The organism is Novosphingobium sp. Sphag1I, from assembly GCF_056279125.1.
On record NZ_JBWBQS010000029.1, the window covers coordinates 1 to 20,912 of the forward strand.

Sequence of the window (20,912 nt, forward strand, 5' to 3'; positions counted from 1 at the left end):
GGCCCTCAATCTTCCGCCGGACAGCCGCGCCGCCTAAGCGTTCCTCGGTTGTTCTCCCTTAGCGTTGTTTAGCGTACCTTCCACGCTATGCCCTCCTTCGGGTCGGCGCCCTCCCGGACCTTGGCTTTGCTGTACTTGATCGACCAGCGCGCATCGCGATCCTTTTGCCGCGCCTTGGCCGGTTTCCAGTCCTCGGGCACTCGGCCTTCCTTGATTGCTGCCTTCTCCGCCTCGGTATTACGCTGCTTGGGCGCCGGAACCACGGTGGCATCGATGATTTGCCCACCCATGGCGAGATAGCCCCGGTCCTTCAGCGCGCCGTCAAACCGAGCGAAGAACTTGTCGATCGCCTTGGCTTGCACCAGGCGCTCGCGGAAAAGCCACAAGGTCGTCGCATCCGGCACCGTGCCGTCGAGACCCAGGCCCAGAAATCGCTGGAATGAAAGACGGTCCTTGATCTGGAACTCGGTGGCTTCGTCAGACAGCGAGTACAGCGCCTGCAGCACCAAAATCTTGAACATCAGCACCGGATCGAATGGCGGACGTCCGCCCTTGCCGCGAACACTACGCCGGAGGGCCGCCACCAGCGGCCCGCGAAAAATCTCGAAGTCCACAACAGCCGCCAAACGTTCCAGCGGATCGCCCGCCGCACTCAGCGCTTCGTAACGATCCGAAAGATCAAAGAAACCCGGCTGCCCTGCCATCCCTGCCTCCGCTCTCGCAAGCAGGAAGTGAATCAAATTTGCACCTCAAACACCAGAGTTTTTCGAGCCATCCAGCTAAGGCGACGAGGGAGTTTTAGAGCGGTTTCCACACGATCTGACTCATCAGGGATTCCTTTCGCGGCGCCGTTGTGATTCACACTTCCTGCTGGTGGCAGGAGGCCAGCATGGATGACACGAGCGCTTTCACAGGATCTTCGGGACAGGGTCGTTGCCGCGATTGATGGCGGCCTGAGTTGCCATGCGGCGGCGGCGCGCTTTGGGGTCAGCGTGTCGAGCGCGATCCGCTGGCGCCGACTTGCGCTGGAGCATGGCCGGGCTGTGGCCAAGCCGCGCGGTGGCGACCGGCATTCCGGCAGGATCGAAGCGCACGGCGGCTTCATCCGGGAGCTGATTGCCGAGCAGGGAGATATGACCCTGGTCGAGGTCCAGGCGCGATTGATCGAGCGCGGCGCTCTGGTCGGGATCGGCACGGTGCATCGCTTCTTCGTCCGTCACGGGATCACGCGCAAAAAAAGACCGGCCACGCGATCGAGCAAGACCGGCCCGACGTCCTGAGGCAACGCCAGCGCTGGTTCGACGGGCAGATCGACCTCGAACCCGAACGCCTCGTGTTCATCGACGAGACCTGGACTGCCACCAACATGACCCGCAGCCATGGCCGTTGCGCCAAGGGTGAGCGGCTGCGGATGGGCTACCCGCATGGTCATCGCAAGACCACCACGCTGGTGGCCGGCCTGCGCATGACCGGCATGGTCGCGCCGATGGTGCTCGATGGGCCGATCAACGGCGACTGGTTCGAAGCCTATGTAGCGCAGGTTCTGGTGCCCGAGCTGCAACCCGGTGACGTGGTCATCATGGACAACCTCTCGAGTCACAAGCGGGCGGCGGTGAAGGAAAGGATCGAAGCGGCCGGTGCAACGCTGCGCTTCCTCCCGCCATACAGCCCAGACTTCAACCCTATCGAGAAGGCATTCTCCCGCCTGAAGGCCATGCTCCGCAAGGCAAGCGAGCGAACCGTCAGCGGGTTGTGGGACTTGATCGGCAAGCTCGTCGACATCTTCCAACCCGCCGAATGCGCAAACTACTTCAGCTCGTGCGGATATGAACCGGAATGAGTGGAAACCGCTCTAGAATGAGCAAAACTAAGGGTCTGGCGGTAGCGGGTTTAGTCATTGCTGCGTTGGCACCGCAGGCGGCATCGGCGCAAAGCGATACCTATATCACCACCGCCGTGACTGTGCAGAATGTGATGATTGGCAATGCTGCAGGCGGCAATGACCAAGTTTGGTTTAGGGTAGCGGGGCAGCCGAGTGGCGTGCCCGCAAACTGCATGTGGAATGGCTATTCGCTGTTTTATGTTGCAACAGATGGTACGATCGATCCGCAAAAGGCGATGTCGCTGCTTCTAACGGCTCAGGTGAGTAAGACGCCGGTACAAATCGAATTTAACGCGCTCTCGACTCAGAATGATTTTTGGGGTTGGGGTTTCACAAATTGCACTGCTCGTCGCTTGGTTCTTGGAGGGTAAAGGACTTATATGCACAGAGGCCTTCTGTGGTTCAAATGGCGCAAATGGCTCTAGCGGGTGGCTCCGGGCAGGCGGGGATAGGTCCCCGCCTGCCCGGGTTTGCCCGGATCAGAAGTTGCGGCGCAGGCTGATCTTCCATTCGCGCGGCATGGCGGGCTGGCCCACCACGATGCCGATCGGATAGCGGATCTTGTTCAGATAATAGAACTTGTCGAACATATTAGTCATCGAGAAGGAGAATTGCCAGTCGCGACTGGCGTCCTCAAAGGCGATGCGGGCATTGGCCAGCACATAGCCATCGACCTTGGCCAGCGGATTGTTGTCGATGTTCGAGAAGAAGGAGGACTGGTAGTTCACGTCGAAGCGCGGGGTCACGGTCCCTGCCTTGCCCAGCGCGAAAGCATATTGGATGCCGCCGCCCAGCTTCCATTCCGGCGCATAGGGTGCGCGATTGTTCAGCGTGATGCCCGCAATCGTGGCCCCGGTTGCGCCAATGCGGGTCAGTTTGAAATCCAGCCAGCTTCCCGAGGCGTCGATGGTCAGACCCGCGATGGGCCGCGCCGTCACTTCCACTTCGACGCCCTTCATATCGGCGTCACCCGCATTGACCGGCGTGGCATTGGTGACGCTGTTGGCCGTGGGCGAGACATTGGTGAAAACAATGTCATGATATTTGTTGTAAAAGGCCGACAGGTTGATCCGTAGCGCGCGGTCGAACAGGTCGGTCTTGGCGCCGATTTCCCATGCGTCAAGCGTTTCGGGCTTGAAGGAAACCGCCTGTTCGGGGGCAAAGGGGCGCGGATTGACGCCGCCGCCCTTATAGCCGGTCGAGAACTGGGCATAGGTCATCACCGCCTTGGACCAGCGATATTCGGCATTGGCGCGATAATCCCAGCGGGTCGCGGCAAACTGGCCGGTCACGCCGTTGATTGCGCCCGCCACCGTATAGGCCGGTTGCGACACGTCATAGGGATTGAGACGGCCATACGTATAGGTCTTGCTGTCATCGGTATAGCGGACACCGCCGGTCAGCGTCAGCGCTTCGGTCAGCTTATACGATGCATGGGCAAAGCCGGATATGCTACGCGCCGGGATGCGGTCCTGCGTGACATAGAAGTTCTGCGCCACCGTGCCCGGCGCGATGAAGGTGACGCCGCCAAACCGGCTGGTGGCCTTGTAATAGAAGCCGCCCACGGTCCAATCGAGGCGATTGTCCAGCGAGGAGCCATTGAGGCGAATTTCCTGCGTAAACTGTTCGTGATTATAGATGTAATTGGCCGAATTGGTCGAATAGGGCGTCAGATCGAGGTCCGAACCATAGCTGCCCTTATAGCGCTGATAGGCCGAAATCAGCTTGAGCGACAGGTCATCGCCCAGCTTATAATCGATCGTGCCATAGATTTCACGCCCGCTCACCTTGCTGACCGGGTCGATATAAGAAGCGCCATGGCTGCCCTTGGCGTCGGTGAAGGGCAGGTTCAGATAGGTGGCGTAATTGGTATAGGAATTGGGTGCGGTGATGAACTGGGCCGGATTGGTGCCCGTCGGCATGGAAAGCGAGGTGGTCAGCGAGAGCAGCTTGCTGGCGCCGATCTCGGAATGGTCCTCGATGGCCATGGCCACAAGATTGGCTTCAAGCCGGTCCGAGGCCAGCCAGCGCAGCGCCACGCGGCCAGCCTGCATGTTCTTGCCCCCCTCGGTGCCCAGCTTGCAGCCCGCATTGGTCGTGGCCGCCGGAACCCCGCTCGACGGGTTGAGGCAGCCATAGTCGAGCCGCGTCAGATAGCCGTCGTTCATCTTGGACACGCCCGAAACGCGCAGGAACAACTGGTCCGGCACCAGTGCGAAATCGGCGCTGCCCTTCAACTCGATGCGGTTGAACGCGCCGTAACCGGCCTCGATATAGCCATGCCCGCTGCCCGTGGGCTTGGCCGAGTAGAGCTTGACCGCGCCGCCGATGGAATTCTTGCCCGCCAGCGTGCCCTGCGGCCCGCGCAGGATCTCTACCCGGTCGAGGTCGAGCAGGTCGAAGATCGAGCCCAGCATCGTGCCGTGGAACACATCATCAACATACATGCCCACGCCCGGTTCAAAGGCAAAGCTGCTGTCATATTGCCCGATGCCGCGGATATAGACCTGCGCGGCCGGACCAAAAGCCGAGCCGCCGGGGCGGATGTTCACATTGGGCGCAAAACCCGCGACATCAAGCACGCTGCCCAGATTGCGCTGCTGGATCGCGCTTGAATCCATGGCTGTGATGGCCAGCGGCGTGTCCTGCAGACGCTGTGAACGGAATTGCGCGGTAACGACGATTTCGCCCGGCGAGACAGGAGCGGCGGATGCATCCTGTTCGGCCAGAGCGGGCGCGCTCCATCCGGCGGCGGCCAGCATGGCAAGACTGCTGCACGTCAGAATGCGGGCGCGTGATGAAAGGAAATGGCGGTTGCCAGGCATCTGATTCTCCCATGTATTTGTGTTGTCTGGCACCCTGCGCGCTGAATTTTGCGGGCGCAGAGGGGCGTTGCCGGTCGCCCGTCCGGGCTCCGGTCATGGAGTGTGTTTTGGGTGAGGATCGCAGGTCCGATGCGGGCGCGCGCCTGCATCGCCGGTCCTGTTTCGGTCGCTTAGGTCTGGTCTTCGATCATATCCGGACATCCCCCTTTGGCGTCGCTCTGTTGGCGATCTGATGGATGCCTTTTGGTTTATCTAGCAACCAATGTCAACGCGCTCGATCAAGCGGATCAATCAGGCCGCGCTCAGCCTCCAGCGGGTCGATGCCATTGGCCAGCTCCAGATTGCTGAACATCCGGGCCAGATAGCCCAGTACAATGGTCTTTTCATTGGGCGAAAAACCGTCGAGCAGCATAGCCTCACGGGCCAGCGCGACCGAGACGATGCGGTCATGCAGCGCATAGCCTTCCTCGGTCAAAGCAATCGGACGCGACCTTTTCGCCTCGCCGATGCTGACCAAGCCGCGCCCTTCGAGAATCTGCATGGAACGGCTGGTAATAGACTTGTTCATAACAAGAATTTCGGAAATCTCGGCCGCCGTCAGCGAGCCTGCATGGGCCACCACGGTGATGATTCGCGCCTCGTTGATGCCGATGCCGAAATGTTTGAGATAGATGCGCGATTGCCAGCGCTCCATGCCATTGGCCAGAACGACGAGATAATGCGGGACATAGAGATGGCGGTCGATCACTTTGCGCGCAGAAGAGGCGGCGCGCGGAGCGGATTGGGCTTGGTCGGTCATGCCCCTTTTTGCGCGTTTCCGGCGCAGAGCACAAGCGGGACCAGAGCCTGCCGATTGACACGACTTGGTTGCCATGTAAACTAATGGACGAGAGGAATGCCAAAGCGCGGCAAAAATCGCGCACCGTGTTCTGCCCGATCCGCACGGCCATATCACCATCTGAATCAGGACCGCCATGACAGACGCTCCCACTACCGGCGCCCTTTGCGCGCCCACGCTCGATTTCGACCTTTTTTCGCCCGAAGTAATGGCCCACCCCGACCATTACGACACGCTGATTCGCGAAACCGCTCCCGCGGTTTATCTCTCGCGCCATAATGTCTGGGCGGTGGGGCGCCATGCCGATGTCCATGCCGTGTTTTCCGACTGGCAGACCTTTTCCTCGGCCTCGGGCACGGGGTTCACCAATATCAAGCGACAGGAAAACTGGCGCCAGCCCAGCCTGATACTGGAAAACGACCCGCCCCAGCATGGCAAATATCGCCGGATCATGAACCGCATCCTCTCGCCTGCGGTGCTGCGCCGCCTGCGCGAAGATTTCGCCAACACCGCCGAGCGGATAATTGATGCCGCGCTGGAAAAGGGCGAAGTCGATCTGGCGGTCGATCTGGCCGAGGCGTTTCCCTTTGCCGCCCTGCCCGATGCGGTGGGCTTTCGAAAAGAGGACCGGCGCAACCTGCTCATCTATTCCGAACTGAATTTCAACGCGATGGGCGAAAAAAACGAGCTTTACCGCGCTGCGCAGGCCCGCGCCGAACCGATCATGAATTGGGTGGTCGAAAATTGCCGCCGCGAGGCTGTGGCGCCCGATACGCTGGGCGCAGCCATCTTTGCCGCCGCTGACGATGGCGAGATCACCGAGGAGGAAGCGGGCCTGCTGGTGCGCATCTTCATTTCGGCGGGCATGGACACAACCATCAACGGCATAGGGCTGACCTTGCAGGCTTTGGCTCAATCCTCCGATGCATGGGCGCGGTTGCGCGCCGATCCCTCGCTGGCGCGCGCCGCATTCGATGAAGGGCTGCGCTATCAGGCGCCAAGCCCCTATATCGGGCGCACCACCACGCGGGAGACGGAGATTGGCGGCGTGAACATCGGAGCCGAGCAAAAAGTCATCCTGTTCATCGCGGCCGCCAACCGCGACCCGCGCCAGTGGGAACAGCCCGACATATTCCAGATCGACCGCAAGACCTCCGGCCATCTGACCTTCGGCTTTGGCATCCACGCCTGTGTGGGCCAGATGATGGCGCGCCTTGAGGCCGACGTGCTGATCCAGGCCATCGCGCGCAAGGTGGCCCGCATCGAGATCGCCGGCGAGGCCAAATGGCAGCGCATCAACTGGCTGCGCGGCCTTGCCAGCCTGCCCGTCCGGTTGGAGCGCGCGTGATGCAGGAAGCCGCCTATCCGCCCCCATTGCGGGCATGGCTGGTGATCGCCTTGCTGCTGCTCGCCTACACGGTGGCCTTTGTCGATCGCCAGATCCTGAGCCTGATGGTCCAGCCGATCCGGGCCGATCTGGGCCTCGACGATACCGCGATCAGCCTACTACACGGTTTCGCCTTTGCCATTTTCTACACGTTTCTGGGCCTGTTTCTGGGCCGCCGCGCCGATCGAGGCAGCCGCAAGGCGCTGATGGTGGGGGGCATGGTGCTGTGGTGCCTGGCCACGGTCGCCTGCGGTTTCTCGCAGAATTTCACCCAGCTTTTCATCGCCCGCATCTTCGTCGGTGTGGGCGAGGCCACGCTCTCGCCCGCCGCGTATTCGCTGATTTCGGATAGTTTTGCCCCCACCAAACGCGGGCGGGCGATGAGTGTCTACACAATGGGCGTCTTTGTCGGCTCGGGTCTGGCACTGGTGCTGGGCGGCATGGCGGTCACGGCCACATCGGGCCATGCCTGGATCAATATGCCGCTGGTCGGGCCGGTGCGCCCATGGCAGGCCGCCTTTATGATCGTGGGCCTGCCGGGCCTGCTGGTGGCCGCGCTCATGCTGCTGCTGCGCGAACCGCCGCGCAGGGAGCTCGCGGGGCAGACCATGCCCAGCCTTGCGCAGACTTTCGCCTTCTTCCGCGCGCGGGCTGCCACCATCGGCTGCATCGTGGTGGGTTTCGGCGTCAATTCGATCATCAGCTATGGCCTGTCGGCATGGGTGCCCTCGCTTTTTATCCGGGTGCATCACTGGGCCGCGGCTGAAATTGCGCTGGCCTATGGGCTGGTGCTGCTGACGGCGGGTTGCGGCGGTATCTTGATTGGTGGTTGGCTGGCCGACCGGATGACGGCGGCAGGCCATGTCGATGGACCATTGCGCGCCTCGCTGCTGGGCATGATGGCGGTTATTCCGGTCGTGCCCTTTGTCGGGCTGGGGGCCACGCCTGCGGTGTCTCTGGCGGCGCTGGCGTGGACAAGCTTCTTTCTGGGTGTGCCCACCGGCATCGCGCCCGCCGCGCTGCATGCCATCACCCCCAATGAATACCGGGGGCAGGTGACGGCGCTCTATCTCTTTGCCATCAATCTGATCGGGCTGGGCTTTGGCCCGACGCTTGTGGCGTTGGCCACCGATCATCTGTTTGCCGCCGATCTGGCCGTGGGGCGTTCGCTGGCGCTGGTGACGGGCATTGCCTCGGTGCTGGCCTTTGCGCTGATCGCTTCGGCCCGGCGCGGATATGGCAAGGCTGTTTAAAACTGTTCCGTGAGAGGAAATGCCATGAAAAAACTGATCAATGATCCGGCCCATGTTGTCGACGAGATGATCGAGGGGCTGGTGCTGGCCGATGCACGGCTGCTGCGTCTGGCGGGCGAGACGGTGGTGATCCGGGCCGATTATGCGGCGCTGCGCGATGCGGGCAAGGTGGCCATCGTGTCGGGCGGCGGATCGGGGCACGAACCCGCCCATGCCGGTTATGTGGGCGAGGGGATGCTGACCGCCGCCGTTGCCGGGCCGGTGTTCACCTCGCCCAGCGTTGATGCTGTGCTGGAGACGATCCTGATCGTTGGCGGGGCTTCGGGCGTGCTGCTGATCGTCAAGAATTATACCGGCGACCGGCTAAATTTCGGCCTTGCCGCCGAGATCGCCCGCACGCGCGGAGTGCCGGTGGAGATGGTCGTGGTGGGCGATGATGTGGCCCTTGGCGATAGCAATGCGGCGGTGGGGCGCCGGGGCATCGCGGGCACCATCTTTGTCCACAAGATTGCCGGCGCGGCGGCACAGGCAGGGCACCCGCTGGCGCAGGTGTTGGCCGAGGCGCAGGCGGCGGCGGAGAATGTCTTTTCGATGGGGCTGGCGCTGACCCCCTGCGTGGTACCCGCCGCCGGGCGCGCGGGCTTTGAACTGGGCGAGGATGAGGTCGAATTCGGCCTTGGCATCCACGGCGAAAGCGGGGTGCGGCGCGCGGCCATCGGCCCGGTCGATGCCATGCTGGAACCGGCGCTGGAGGCAATCCTGCGCCATGGCAAGCTGTTGCCGGGCGAGGAGGTGGCGTTGATGGTCAACGGGCTGGGGGGTACGCCTGCGCTCGAACTGGCCATTGCCGCGCGTTTTGCCCTGCGCCATCTGGCGGGGCAGGGCGTGGGCGTGCGCACCGTCCATTGCGGCACATTCCTCAGCGCTTTGGAAATGACGGGCTGTTCGCTCTCGCTAATGCGGCTCGACGCGACGCGGCTGGAGCGCCTGCAGGCCCATTGCGCGGCCTCGGCTTGGAGCGCGCCGACCACGCCCGGCGCGATGGCGCAGGTGACCGCGCCCGATTATGGCGCAGACGAGGCGGTGACCGGCCCGGCATGGGCGGACGCATCGCAGCAGGCCACTTTCGGCGCGGCCATTCGCGCCGTGATCGCCGCGCTGCGTAAGGCCGAGTCGGAACTGACCCGGTTGGATAGCGCGGTGGGCGATGGCGATCTGGGCATCAGTCTGGCGCGCGGCGCGGACAGTGTGGAGCGTGCCTTTGACACGCTCGATCTGGTGCGCCCCGCTCGCGCTCTGTCGCAGATTTCGGCTTTGTTGCGCCGCTCGGTCGGGGGCACGTCGGGGCCGCTCTATGCGATGTTCGTACTGCGCGCAGGCTTGGCCTTGGCGCGCGAGGAGGATGCAGGCGATGCCGACGCATGGGCGCGCGCGATGCAGGCCGGTTGCGAGGGCATGATGGAATTGGGCGGCGCGGCGCCGGGGGATCGCACGATGCTCGACGCGCTGGTGCCCGCCGCGCAAGCCTTGGCTCAGACACAGGGTGATGCGCGCACGCGGATAAAGGCGGCCCACGCGGCGGCTCTGGCCGGGGCCGAGGCGACCAGCGCCATGGCACCGCGCCGTGGCCGCTCCAGCTATCTGGGAGATCGCACGCAGGGTCATCCCGATCCGGGGGCGGTTGCGGTGGCGATCTGGCTTGGCGCGCTGGCGGCCGTGGCGAACGAAGCTGTGCCCGGTTGAATGCGGGTTGATCGATCCCGGTGGTAGCGCGCGTCGCCACCGGGAAATGGGCTTTCACGGCAGTGTCAGGAATTGCTTGGCGCGTCAGCATGGCGTTAAGTTGATGATCTGCGCGCAGCTTTGGCGAAGGCACCGTGGAGATTTTGAGGCTGTTGCCGAGTGGCGTGATGGATCAGACTGCCATCGCGCAGGATGGGCTTGGGGATTTTGAAGGTCTGTGAAGGGTAGCCTGAGTGCGGCACCCTTGCTTCCGTACATCTATAATTTACATAATTCACATTATTCATAAAAATGGTCCCGCCGCCAGACCATGCCACTACCGCTCCTTCCTCAAAGCATTCTCCACCCTTGCCAGCTCTTCATGCCGACAAAGAGGAATGGTCGTGTCGGCGCTTGCCTCCAAGGCGCGCCCGAGGTCGGCCAGCAGATCGTCGCCATGTTCCAATCCGACCGAGAGGCGCAGCAGATTGTCCTTAATCCCTGCCGCTTGACGAGCTTCCTTGCCCATATCGGCATGGGTCATGGTGGCCGGATGCGCGATCAGGCTTTCAACGCCGCCAAGGGACTCAGCCAAAGTCAGCACCGAAATACGAGCCACGAAGCGGCGGACAGCAGCCTCCCCCCCGGCCAGTTCAAAGCTCAACATCGCGCCAAAACCCGTTTGCTGCGATCCGGCCAGATCATGTCCGGCATGAGAGGTCAGGCCGGGGTAATGCACTTTGGCAACGGTGGGGTGACTGTGCAGAAATTCGGCAATGACCATGGCGGTGGACTGCTGTTGCTGCATACGAGGAAACAGGCTGCGCAGCCCTCTCAAGGTCAGCCACGCATCGAAAGGCGAGCCTGCGGTGCCGATCACGTTGCACCATTGCTTCAGGGAAGCCGCCGCCTGCTCCTGCGCCGCAATGACCGCTCCACCGATCACGTCGGAATGTCCGTTCAGAAATTTGGTTGTGGAATGAACAACATAATCCGCCCCTAATGCAAGGGGCCGCTGAACCGCCGGAGAAAGGAACGTGTTGTCCACCGCAACCTGTGCGCCAACGGCATGGGCCATCCGGCATAAGGCGGCAATGTCGACAATACGCATCAACGGATTGCTTGGCGTCTCGACAAATAGCATCGCCGCGCCGCGCCCGAGAGCGTCCGATACGGCATCAAGATCGGACTGATCGACAAAGGCGAGCTGAAAATGCCGCCGCGCCGCTCTGGCCTTCAACAGCCGCATCGTCCCACCATAACAATCGTGAGGCGCGATCACCAGATCATCGCACGACAATTGCCCCAGCACCAGATCGATGGCCGCCATGCCGCTGGAGGTCACCACCGCCCCGGCCCCGCCTTCCAGCCGGGCCAAGGCATCGCACAAGAGGTCGCGCGTCGGATTGCCCGCGCGGCCGTAGTCATATTGGCGAGCCTGATCGAAACCGGCAAATTCATAAGTGGTCGAGAGATACAAGGGCGGAGCAACCGCGCCAAAGGCAGGATCCGTCGCAACACCATGGCTGGCCGCGATGGTTTCCCTTTGCAAGGGGTGATCGTGGCGGTCTTTTGTCATGTCTGCACTCCTGTCCTGATGGCGGCATGAAGCGCCGCGTGACGCCAGATCATAGGACTATGCTGGCCAGGCTATGCTTGTCGAGGTCGGCGTAAAAGGCCTGCTCGGCGGCGATCAGGCGAAACTTCAGCCGGCATTTGCCGTCGAGTGAACAGTCCCGCTCGCCCCCCGTGGTCAAACAATCCACCAGCGCTTGTCCCTCCTCAAGCCGGCGAATGGTTTCTCCCAGAGAAATCTGATCGGGCGGGCGCGCCAGAATGGCCCCGCCCCCGCCCCCGCGCCGGGTTTCGACAATTCCCATTTGCGCCAGCTTCTGAATGATCTTGGCGAGATGATTGCGCGGGAGGCCCAGTTCCTCGGCCAGTTCGGCGGTCGAAAACACACGCTCAGGCGCACGCGTCATGCGCATCAACATCCGCAGCCCGTAATCGGTAAAGGAGGTCAGACGCATGGCCATATCTTTCGATAGATGAATTGGTATTTACAATGCCTATTAACAAGCGTAGCGATCCCTTGCAACGCTGGACAGGCTCGATTCCAGCTAAACGGCTTATTGTCTCCCAATGGATTGGAGCAACACATCGTGACCGACACCCTTATGCTCGACCCGGTGGCGCGGACCCATCACATCGAACAGCACTTTCACGGGCGGCATCGTGAACAATTCCCGCAACTCATTGCTTGGGCTGAAAAAGTCGAAGCCGTTCACGCCGACCAAAGCAATGCGCCCCACGGCCTTGCCGCCGCCCTGCGTCGCTTCTTCGACGAGCTGTAAGCCCAATTGCCATATCGCGCATATCCAAGGGGCCGCAACGTGAGCAACACCGCCGATCAGACCCGCCCGTGGCAAGGCCCCGCGCTCTTCACCTACGGTTTCAGACCCTTCTTTCTGGGGGCGGGCCTGTGGGCCGGGCTGGCCATGGCGGTGTGGATCGGCATGTTGTCGGGCCTGTTTGCCCTGCCGACCGGTTTTGATCCGATCAGCTGGCACGCACATGAATTTCTCTATGGCTATCTGGGCGCGGTCATTACCGGTTTTCTGCTGACCGCCGTTCCCAACTGGACGGGCAGGGCGCCGATGGTGGGCTGGCCGCTGATCGGGCTGTTTTCGCTCTGGGTGCTGGGCCGTATTGCCATTGCGATGTCGCAGATGCTGTCGCCGGTTCTGGTTGCGATGGCGGATCTGGCGCTGCCGGTGGTCTTGTCCCTCGTCATCGCGCGGGAAATCATTGCCGGGCGCAATTGGCGCAATCTGGGCGTGCTGGTGCTTCTGGGCATTTTCACGCTGGGCAATGCGACGTTCCATTGCGAAGCGGCCCGCCACGAATTCGCCGCTCAGGGACAAGGCCTGCGGATCGGCGTGGCGTCCGTCATCATGCTGATCGCCCTAATCGGCGGTAGGATCATTCCCGCTTTCACCAGAAACTGGCTGACGTGCAACCGGCCCGGCCGGATGCCCACGCCTCCCGAACAGGCTTTCGACAAGATCGCGCTGGCGGTGCTGCTGGTGGGCGCTCTGGCATGGATCGTGGCACCCTCATCCCGCCTTACGGCTCTGGCGCTGGCCGCTGCGGGCGTGCTGCATCTGCTGCGCCTTGCCCGATGGGCCGGGGATCGCACGCTGAGCGAACCGCTGGTCTGGGTGCTGCACCTTGCCTATGCCTTCCTGCCGGTTGGTGCGCTGGCTATGGCGGTTTCGGCGGTGGCCCCTGCCCTTACCACCAATGCGGCGGGGCAGCATCTGTGGATGGCCGGTTGCATCGCCATGATGACGCTGGCCGTGATGACGCGGGCCACACGCGGGCATACCGGCCATGAACTGGCCGCGGACGGCATCACGACGGCGCTTTATCTGGCCTTGTTCGCAGCGGTCATGCTGCGCTTTGCCTCGGGCATGATCCCGCAATGGAGCCCGGCTTTGCATGACCTTGCCGGAATTGCATGGATCGCGGGTTTTGCCGGGTTCTGCCTGCGCTATGGCCCGATGCTGTTGAACCGGCGGGACGGCCAGCCCCAATGACAAAACCTTGCTTCACGCGATCAGGCTGTATTGATCATTTACCGCAATATTTTTGATATTAAAGTGGCAGTATCACAGGATGATCTGCGCGGCGGCGCTCAGCCCTGCCCTGACGCGATCCATGACGCCCGCATCCGCGCGTGAGGAATGAACAGCATAGGCGGAATGGGAAAATTCCGGGCTTCCCGGCACCAGTATTAGGCGCCCCTCCTCCAGATAGGGCCGGATGAAACCCTTACGGAAATAACCGCTCCCCCCTGCGACAAGGATATATTCCAAAGCCAGCGGACCATAACTGATCGACATCACCGCGTTGGGCTGATCGGGGAAAGCGGCCTGATAACTGGCCGCAAATTCCTCGCCCCAATCGATCTGCACATGATCCTCGGGCGTCAGTTCAACCGAGGTCGGCGTGGTCCTGACCAACACCAGCTTTTCCTCAAACAGCAGTTCGGCCACGATACCGGGGCGGCTGGGCGCGGCATAGAGCACGGCCACATCGAGCGTGCCATCCTGCACCTGCTCCATCAGGCGATCAGCCGTGTCGATCTGCGTGCTGACGGCAATATCGGGGCATTCCCGGCGCATCCAGATCAGCCAGTGTCGCAGCAAAGGGCTCCACAGGCTAAGCTCCGCGCCGATGGTCACCACCGTCTGGCGCCCCGGCGGCAGCGCCACCGCGCGCTGGGCGCGGGCCCAGACCTGCACCAGCGTGGTGGCAAACCGCTGGAACTGTTCGCCCGCGGGCGTCAGCTTTGCCCCGGCCTTGTTGCGGATGAACACCGGCCGTTCGAGCTGCTCCTCCAGCACCCTGATCCGTGCGCTGACGGCGGTCTGGGTCAGATTGAGGTTGTTGGCCGCGCCCACAAAGCTGCCCGTCTTGACCACCTCGAGGAAAGTGCGGGCGATGCCTATATCCATCCAAAAATAATCCTTGTGTTAAATTCAATCAATGCAATTTTCCGATGGATATTAGCATGAGGAACTGTCCTCATAAAGCGCCGCAATGGGCCGCCCTTTCCGCCCGCCCTTGGCCCCAGAACCCGGAGAAGGTGCAAAAATTCGATGGATGAACCACAAATATTGGCATTGGATGGCAGGAAGCCGAGCAGCTAAACCTTGCCCGAAAGGGCGACATCACAATGGCTCCAATGGAGATATACCGCAGAATATGCAAAGCCTTGGGCGCATCACCCGGCACCATGATGGCCACGGCCCTGCTCGCGCTGGCTACAGCCGCCCTATTGCTGATGCAGCGATATCTCGCCCTCGCTGATTCCTCCCTCTACGTTTTTGTCATTCTGGCGATGTCAATGGCGATCTCGATCATGGCCCGGCGCGACGACGGGGCCTGATAAAACCCATTACGCCGAAGACGGGAACAGATTTCACGTTAAAATCAATTTAATGCACTTTATTTGCTTATTCCATTCAAAATTTTGCTTTTGTGCAATCCCTACCCTGCCCGCTAGTGGCCCACCTCGATCCTGAGGGCAGCCGGGCACGCGGCCTGTTCGCCCATCGGGAAGATCACAAGCCCAAGCGAAACATCATCCCATGTGGCCGCCCAAGCCTTTGACCATCGACCGCCGCAAACTGCTGTTTTCCCTCAGCAGCTTCGTGGCCGCCGCGATCACTCTGGCCATTGCCTTTGCCGCCAGCCTGCCGCGCCCATGGTGGGCCCTGCTGACGGTCTATGTCACGGCCCAGCCCATGGCAGGCGCCTTTCGTCCCAAGGTCATCTATCGCCTGTTGGGCATTGCGGTGGGCGCTATCACCTCGCTGACGGTCGTGCCCAATCTTCAGAACTCGCCCTCCTTGCTGGTCCTGGTGATGGCGGCATGGACCGGATTGTGCATTGCCATTGCCGTGCTGGACCGCAGCCCGCGCGCCTTTCTGTTTCAAATGGCCGCCTTTTCCAGCGCCGTCATCAGCTTTCCCTATCTCGACGATCCGGCCAATATTTTCGACACAACCATCGCGCGGGTTGAGGAAATGGCGGTGGCCATACTCTGCGTCACGGCGGTCCACGCGCTGTTTCAGCCATGGCGCGCCATCGATCCGATCCGGGAGCGAGCCGACACTTTTCTGGTGGACGCGGCGGCATGGTGCGCCGATGCCATCGCCATGGGCACCATCCGGGCCGAGCCGCTCCATCGGCGCAAACTGGCCACCGATGTCACCGAAATCGGCATGATCGCGCTGCATCTGCCCTTTGACGATCCGGCCGCCCCCGCCACCCGCAGCACGATCAGGGCGCTGCAACATGAATTGACCGAGATCCTCCCACTGGCCTCGGCGGCAGCAAACCGGATCGCGCTGCTCGATGCCGGGGGCGGTTGCGGCTCGTCGCTTATGGCTCTGCGCGACAGGATTGCCGAATGGCTGGGCGACGCCCACACCGGGGATGAGGCATGGATTGTTCAAGGAGAAGCCCTCGCGCGCCTCGCGGGCCAAAGCCCTGAACCGGGCGCGCATCCATGGACCGGCCTGCTGCGCGAAAGCGCGGCGATGCGCATGGGCGCGATGGTGACCGCGCTGCTGCGCGCTCATCGCCTTGCCGCCACCTTGGGGGCAAAGGCGCCCGACCTGTCAGATTATCGCACCGACCGCTTTCCGCTGGCCCGCGATCACGGCATCGCGGCCATGGCCGGATTGGCCACGGCAGCCGCGATCATGCTCTATTGCGCAGTCTGGGTGCTGCTGGCCTGGCCCGCCGGTTCGGCCACGGCCGCCTTTGCCGCGCTGATCACCTGCTCCTTTGCCGCGCAGGACGATCCCGCCCCGGTCATCGGACGCTATCTGATGGCCACCTTGCGTACCTTTCCGCTGGCCGCGCTCTATCTCTTCGTGATCCTGCCCCGGGTCGACGGGTGGTTCATGCTGGTGCTGACGCTGGCGCCCGCGCTGATCCGCATGGGCTATATTCAGGCCGATCCGGCACGTTCCGCCCAAGCATTGCCGATGTTTTCCTGTTTTATCGTGGCGATGGGCTTTCTTGCCCGGTTTCAGGGCGATTTTGCCGCCTTTATCAACACCGGTCTGGCCCAGATCGGCGGGATTGTCACCACGCTGGCCATCACGCGCCTGTTCCGCTCGGTCGAGGCGCAATGGAGCCTGCGGCGGGTCCTGTCGGCCAACTGGGCCGAAATGGCCCGGCTTTCCGATATTCGCCGCCCCTACCGCGCCGGAGGCTGGAACGCGAGGGCAACCGACCGAATGGGGCAGATCGCCGCGCGCATGGCTCTGTCCTCCTCCGCCGGTCCCGCGGACGCCGCCGATGCGCTGGCTGATCTGCGGATCGGGCGCAATGTCCTGCCGATCCGCGGCGCCCTGCCCCATGTGCCTCATGCCGCACGCCACCATTTGGGCGAAGTGCTGGCGATGCTGGCCGACCTATTCCGGCAGAGAGGACTCGCGAGGCAGGAGCTCAGGCCCTCGACCTCGCTTTGCTCGGCCATCGACGGCGCGCTCTCGGCGCTGCTGCCCCTTGCGCCGGATGCCCATCGCTATGCCGCCCTTGCCGCGCTGGTGGGCATGCGCTGCAACCTGTTTCCCGATGCCGCCCCGCCCCATCTGGAGGCTGCCCCATGATCGAGGAAGTGGTCCTGCTGGGCATCTATGCCCCCGCCGCGCTGGTATGGGCGGTGCTGGCGGTCGTGGTGGTCTGGCTGATCCGCCCCGCTTTGCTGCGCCTGCCGCTGGCCCGCCTCGTGTGGCAGCCTGCTCTGGTCGACATCGCCCTGTTCATTGCCGTCTGGTGGGGGCTGTCCGCCCTTGCCGACACGTTCCTCCCAGCGTGGATTGCGCATCACTCATGATACATCGAACCAATCTCCTTCGCTCGATCGGTACGCTTATGCTGATTTCGACCATTCTTTTCGGCATTTACGCGCTGTGGATGCGCTATCAGGTCGAACCGGTCACGCGCGATGGCAAGGTGCGCGCCGACCTCGTGCCGGTGGCGCCCGATGTTGCGGGGCTGGTGACACAGGTGGCGATTGGCGACAATCAAAGCGTGCGCAAGGGGCAGGTCCTGTTCGTCATCGACCCGCCGCGATATAGGCTGGCGCTGGCACAGGCCGAGGCGACGCTGGCCGATCAACATGCCCAACTGGCCCAGGCCATCCGTGAGGATCGGCGCAACCGCGCGATGCCCGATGTGGTCGCCGCCGAAATCATCGAGGAAGGCCGCACCAAGGTCGAAACCATGCGCGCAGGACTGGCGCGGGCGGCGGCGGCGCGTGATGTGGCGCGGCTCAACCTTGAACGCACCAAGGTCCGCGCGCCGGTCGATGGCACAATCACCAATGTCTCGATGCAACCGGGGATCTATCTGGCGGCGGGCAAACCGGCGCTGGCGCTGGTGCATGGCGCATCCTTGCGTGTCGAGGGCTATTTCGAGGAAACCAAACTGCCGATCATCCACACCGGCGATCCGGCCAGCATCTGGCTAATGGGCGTGCGCGACGAAATCCACGGCCATGTCGAAAGCATCGCGGGCGGGGTCGAGGACCGCGAGCGCAGCGGGGGCGAGGCGCAACTGGCCAATGTCAATCCCGCCTTCACATGGGTCCGCCTTGCCCAGCGCATCCCGGTGCGCATCGCCACCGACAAGGTTCCCGCCGGGGTGCGCCTGATCCCCGGCCAGACCGCAACGGTCGAGATCCATCCGCGCGCCGATGGACGCATCGTGCATAGGAGCCTCCCGTGGTGAGGCGGGCGCTTTGCGTTCTGGCGCCGGTCCTGCTGGCCGCCTGCGCGCCGGTGGGGCCCGATTATCATGGACCGCAGAGCGCGCTCGTCACCCGCCCGGCGGTCAGCGGGCCGTTTGTTGCAGGCGATAGGGCCGTCGATCGCGCCATGTCTTTGCCCGATCGCTGGTGGCGGCTCTATGACGATCCGGTGCTGGATGGATTGGTCGAACAGGCCTTTGCCGCCAACACCGACCTGCGTGTGGCCAACGCCAATCTGGCGCGCAGCATGGCCCTGCTGGGTGAGGCTCACGCCCGGCGGCAAGTGCAGGCCGGGTTCAGCAGCGAGGTCAGCGAGCAACAGCGCTCCGCCGAGCAGGTCTTGAGCCATGTGCAGCCGCACGAGCGCCCGCTCTACGATATAGGCGTGGCGGTCGGTTATGACCTCGACCTGTTCGGCGGGATCCGGCGCGGGATCGAGGCCGCCTCAGCCGACAGCGACGCGGCCCGCGCCGCGCGCGATCTTGTGCGGGTGGCCGTGGCCGCCGAAACCGCTCGCGCATGGGCCGACATCTGCAATGCCGGAAACCAGATGGCCGCCATGGAGCAGGTTATCGCCGCCCAGCGGGGCGATCTTGCGCTGAACCGGCGGATTGTGGCGCAGGGGCGATTGCCCGCTTTCGAAGCCGAAAGGCGTCAGGGAGCGGTTGAGGCAAGCCGCGCCCGCCTGCCGCAAATTCAGGCCCGCCAGCGTAATGCCGCTTTCCGTCTGGCCAGCCTGATCGGGCGCCCACCCGAAGAGTTCGATCCGGGTTGGCTGGGCTGCAACCGGCCCTTGGCACTCAGGCAACCTCTGCCGGTTGGCGATGGCGCGGCCCTTTTGCGGCGGCGACCCGACATCCGCATCGCCGAACGCCGGATCGCGGGCGATACGGCGCGGGTCGGGGTGGCCATGAGCGCTTTGTATCCTGACATCCGTCTGGGCGCATCCATCGGATCGACCGGCGCGGTAGTGGACCGGTTCTCTCCGCTGACCAACCGCTTTGCTTTGGGGCCACAGATCAGCTGGACCGTCAATCGCAGCGCGGTGCGCGCAAGGATTGCGGGCGCCCGCGCGGGTGTCGATGCCGATCTGGCCGCCTTTGACGGCAGCGTGCTCAAGGCGCTGCGCGAGGTAGAAACGGCGTTGAACACCTATGCGGCGGACCTCGATCGGCTGAACGAGTTGACAAAGGCGCTAGAGGCGGCCGCGCTGGTGGCGGAAAAGACGCATAAATTGCGCGCCGGGGGCCGTATCGGCGCCCTGCCCGCGATTGCGGCCGACCGCGATGCCGCCATGGCCATGCAGGCGGTGGTCGATGCGCGCGCGGATATCAACACCGACCAGATCGCGGTCTTTCTCGCGCTAGGCGGAGGATGGGAAGCCCATCCCTGACGAGCGGATTAAAACAGCCCGTGACTGCCCCCGACCGCCCCCAAAACCGTGACCACGCCCGCCAGCGAGAGCACCTGATGCATAATCTTCAGCCGCGCAAAATCGGCCGCCGGGTAGTTTGATCGGGCCATTCGGCGATGCAAGAACAGCGGTTCGAGGACAAAAAGCATCAGCGCGAATATTAGCCACAGACCGACCATCGCCAGCATCCACCAAAAGCGGGGATCGGCAAAGCGCGCCCACATGTCTGCGCGCCAGACCATCCACAGGCCCGATACCCCCGCCAGCAGGACCCACAGGCGCGCAATGGGAGCAAAACCGGCCTCGATCCGGTGAAAGGCGGCAAGGCGCTCGTCAGGCGGGCTGTTCTTTTCGACCGCAGGCAGCACCACCCATGTCACAAACCAGACCCCGCCAATCCACGCCATCACCGCAATGACATGAAGGACCCGCGCAAGGACGAAATCATCGATGCACATATTCACGATATCCCTCAATTTGATCGCCGTAGATCATTTTTCGATTAAATCAGGCCGGGCAAAGGACTCCAGCGCGACGCGATCGGTGATGATTGCCGTCGTCCCATTCGCCCCAACGCCATGTTGTCCCAGCACGGCAAAGGCGCGCGACAGATTTTCCGGCGTCATGCCCAGCAGCGAGGCGAGCAGGCGCTTTTCGGTGCGAAATTGCACCTTGCCGGGCACACCCTGACGGCGCTCCTGCTGAAGCAGCAGATTGCCGAGGCGCTCTGCCGACTGGCGCAGCTTCATGTCCGCCAAGGCCAGCACCAGATCGCGATAGGCCAGCGCCAACTCGCGCATGGTCGCCTCCATCAACGCATGATCCTTGCCCACCACATCGCGCATCAACGCCGCCGGGATCAGCAGAATCCGCGAAGAACTCAAAGTCCGCGCCGACATCAGATAGGGCATGTCAGTTATCGCTGCGGCAAGGATGAAACTCGACACCGGCTCGATGATCCGCATGGTCGTATCGCGCCCCGCTCCGCTGGCGAACAGTTCGATCAGGCCATCGACCAGAACATAGAGGAAATCGGCCTTTTGCCCCTGTTCGAACAGGGTCAACTGGGGCGGAAACACTTGCAGGAAGGAGGCGGAGAATATCCGCTCCCGCTCGGCCTCATTCATCTCGCAAAACAGGGGCAGGCTGGCAATTTCCGGCTTTTCCTCGGAACGCATCGAACAGCTCCCTTTTATGATTTCTTGCGCCTTGTGGACGCGGCTTGATAATAATCAATCGCTGTCTTGATAAAGATC

At 62.8% G+C, this 20,912-nt stretch carries 19 protein-coding genes and 1 pseudogene; 12 read left to right on the forward strand and 8 right to left on the reverse strand.

The window, feature by feature from the left end; translation table 11 throughout:
* Positions 1-95: 95 nt before the first annotated feature.
* Positions 96-704, reverse strand: a pseudogene (locus ACZ9HU_RS21530) (transposase); the annotation flags it as partial.
* Between the two features lie 189 nt (positions 705-893).
* Here ACZ9HU_RS21530 and ACZ9HU_RS21535 point away from each other — a divergent pair.
* Positions 894-1,840 (forward strand): IS630 family transposase gene (locus ACZ9HU_RS21535; RefSeq protein WP_476107944.1). Its coding sequence is split into 2 segments (ribosomal slippage): positions 894-1,230 and positions 1,230-1,840, totalling 948 coding nucleotides; the frame shifts between segments, so codons are not numbered across the junction.
* A gap of 17 nt (positions 1,841-1,857) precedes the next feature.
* The gene (locus ACZ9HU_RS21540; RefSeq protein ID WP_476107945.1) at positions 1,858-2,253 is read left to right on the forward strand and encodes a hypothetical protein; all 396 of its coding nucleotides are present in this window, start codon (positions 1,858-1,860) and stop codon (positions 2,251-2,253) included.
* A 108-nt stretch (positions 2,254-2,361) separates the two neighbouring features.
* Here the strand turns inward: ACZ9HU_RS21540 and ACZ9HU_RS21545 are convergent, their stop codons facing one another.
* Positions 2,362-4,707, reverse strand: a complete 2,346-nt coding sequence (locus tag ACZ9HU_RS21545) for a TonB-dependent receptor (protein WP_476107946.1) — start codon at positions 4,705-4,707, stop codon at positions 2,362-2,364.
* A 265-nt stretch (positions 4,708-4,972) separates the two neighbouring features.
* Complete coding sequence (locus ACZ9HU_RS21550; protein ID WP_476107947.1) at positions 4,973-5,506, reverse strand: MarR family winged helix-turn-helix transcriptional regulator; 534 nt, start codon at positions 5,504-5,506, stop codon at positions 4,973-4,975.
* A 175-nt stretch (positions 5,507-5,681) separates the two neighbouring features.
* Between ACZ9HU_RS21550 and ACZ9HU_RS21555 the strand changes: the two genes are divergently transcribed.
* The 3 genes from ACZ9HU_RS21555 to dhaL are packed head-to-tail and all read left to right on the forward strand — an operon-like array spanning position 5,682 to position 9,928.
* Entirely contained in the window at positions 5,682-6,893 is a 1,212-nt protein-coding gene (locus tag ACZ9HU_RS21555) for a cytochrome P450 (RefSeq protein WP_476107948.1), read from the forward strand.
* Complete coding sequence (locus ACZ9HU_RS21560) at positions 6,893-8,185, forward strand: spinster family MFS transporter (protein ID WP_476107971.1); 1,293 nt, start codon at positions 6,893-6,895, stop codon at positions 8,183-8,185. Before ACZ9HU_RS21555 ends, ACZ9HU_RS21560 begins: the two co-directional genes overlap by 1 nt.
* Before the next feature lie 24 nt (positions 8,186-8,209).
* Complete coding sequence (gene dhaL, locus ACZ9HU_RS21565) at positions 8,210-9,928, forward strand: dihydroxyacetone kinase subunit DhaL (RefSeq protein ID WP_476107949.1); 1,719 nt, start codon at positions 8,210-8,212, stop codon at positions 9,926-9,928.
* A gap of 316 nt (positions 9,929-10,244) precedes the next feature.
* Here the strand turns inward: dhaL and metB are convergent, their stop codons facing one another.
* Positions 10,245-11,486 (reverse strand): cystathionine gamma-synthase, encoded by a 1,242-nt coding sequence (gene metB, locus ACZ9HU_RS21570; RefSeq protein WP_476107950.1) that lies wholly within the window; start codon positions 11,484-11,486, stop codon positions 10,245-10,247.
* Between the two features lie 49 nt (positions 11,487-11,535).
* A complete protein-coding gene (locus ACZ9HU_RS21575) occupies positions 11,536-11,937 on the reverse strand; it encodes an RrF2 family transcriptional regulator (protein WP_476107951.1) in 402 nt (133 codons plus the stop codon).
* Between the two features lie 132 nt (positions 11,938-12,069).
* On the opposite strand from ACZ9HU_RS21575, the gene ACZ9HU_RS21580 reads away from it, so the two are divergent.
* Together ACZ9HU_RS21580 and ACZ9HU_RS21585 are read left to right on the forward strand one after the other, a co-directional pair.
* The gene (locus tag ACZ9HU_RS21580) at positions 12,070-12,261 is read left to right on the forward strand and encodes a hypothetical protein (protein ID WP_476107952.1); all 192 of its coding nucleotides are present in this window, start codon (positions 12,070-12,072) and stop codon (positions 12,259-12,261) included.
* 39 nt (positions 12,262-12,300) lie between these two features.
* Positions 12,301-13,506, forward strand: a complete 1,206-nt coding sequence (locus ACZ9HU_RS21585) for an NnrS family protein (protein ID WP_476107953.1) — start codon at positions 12,301-12,303, stop codon at positions 13,504-13,506.
* A 72-nt stretch (positions 13,507-13,578) separates the two neighbouring features.
* Here ACZ9HU_RS21585 and ACZ9HU_RS21590 read toward each other — a convergent pair whose 3' ends face one another.
* On the reverse strand, positions 13,579-14,427 hold the full coding sequence (locus ACZ9HU_RS21590) for a LysR family transcriptional regulator (protein WP_476107954.1): 849 nt from the start codon (positions 14,425-14,427) through the stop codon (positions 13,579-13,581).
* 281 nt (positions 14,428-14,708) lie between these two features.
* Here ACZ9HU_RS21590 and ACZ9HU_RS21595 point away from each other — a divergent pair, with 281 nt between their 5' ends.
* From ACZ9HU_RS21595 to ACZ9HU_RS21615, 5 genes are all read left to right on the forward strand, one after another.
* Positions 14,709-14,861 carry a hypothetical protein gene (locus ACZ9HU_RS21595; protein WP_476107955.1) on the forward strand — a complete coding sequence of 51 codons (153 nt, stop codon included), beginning with the start codon at positions 14,709-14,711 and terminating at the stop codon, positions 14,859-14,861.
* A gap of 202 nt (positions 14,862-15,063) precedes the next feature.
* Complete coding sequence (locus tag ACZ9HU_RS21600; RefSeq protein ID WP_476107956.1) at positions 15,064-17,100, forward strand: FUSC family protein; 2,037 nt, start codon at positions 15,064-15,066, stop codon at positions 17,098-17,100.
* On the forward strand, positions 17,097-17,327 hold the full coding sequence (locus tag ACZ9HU_RS21605; protein WP_476107957.1) for a DUF1656 domain-containing protein: 231 nt from the start codon (positions 17,097-17,099) through the stop codon (positions 17,325-17,327). The genes ACZ9HU_RS21600 and ACZ9HU_RS21605 overlap by 4 nt, the downstream gene beginning before the upstream one ends.
* Positions 17,324-18,223: an efflux RND transporter periplasmic adaptor subunit gene (locus ACZ9HU_RS21610; RefSeq protein ID WP_476107958.1), complete on the forward strand. Its 900-nt coding sequence runs from the start codon at positions 17,324-17,326 to the stop codon at positions 18,221-18,223. Before ACZ9HU_RS21605 ends, ACZ9HU_RS21610 begins: the two co-directional genes overlap by 4 nt.
* Positions 18,220-19,635 (forward strand): efflux transporter outer membrane subunit, encoded by a 1,416-nt coding sequence (locus ACZ9HU_RS21615; RefSeq protein ID WP_476107959.1) that lies wholly within the window; start codon positions 18,220-18,222, stop codon positions 19,633-19,635. Before ACZ9HU_RS21610 ends, ACZ9HU_RS21615 begins: the two co-directional genes overlap by 4 nt.
* An 8-nt stretch (positions 19,636-19,643) precedes the next feature.
* On the opposite strand, the gene ACZ9HU_RS21620 is transcribed toward ACZ9HU_RS21615, so the two are convergent.
* Together ACZ9HU_RS21620 and ACZ9HU_RS21625 are read right to left on the reverse strand one after the other, a co-directional pair.
* On the reverse strand, positions 19,644-20,108 hold the full coding sequence (locus ACZ9HU_RS21620) for a hypothetical protein (RefSeq protein WP_476107972.1): 465 nt from the start codon (positions 20,106-20,108) through the stop codon (positions 19,644-19,646).
* A 39-nt stretch (positions 20,109-20,147) separates the two neighbouring features.
* Entirely contained in the window at positions 20,148-20,834 is a 687-nt protein-coding gene (locus ACZ9HU_RS21625) for a cyclic nucleotide-binding domain-containing protein (RefSeq protein WP_476107960.1), read from the reverse strand.
* Positions 20,835-20,912: the final 78 nt, after the last annotated feature.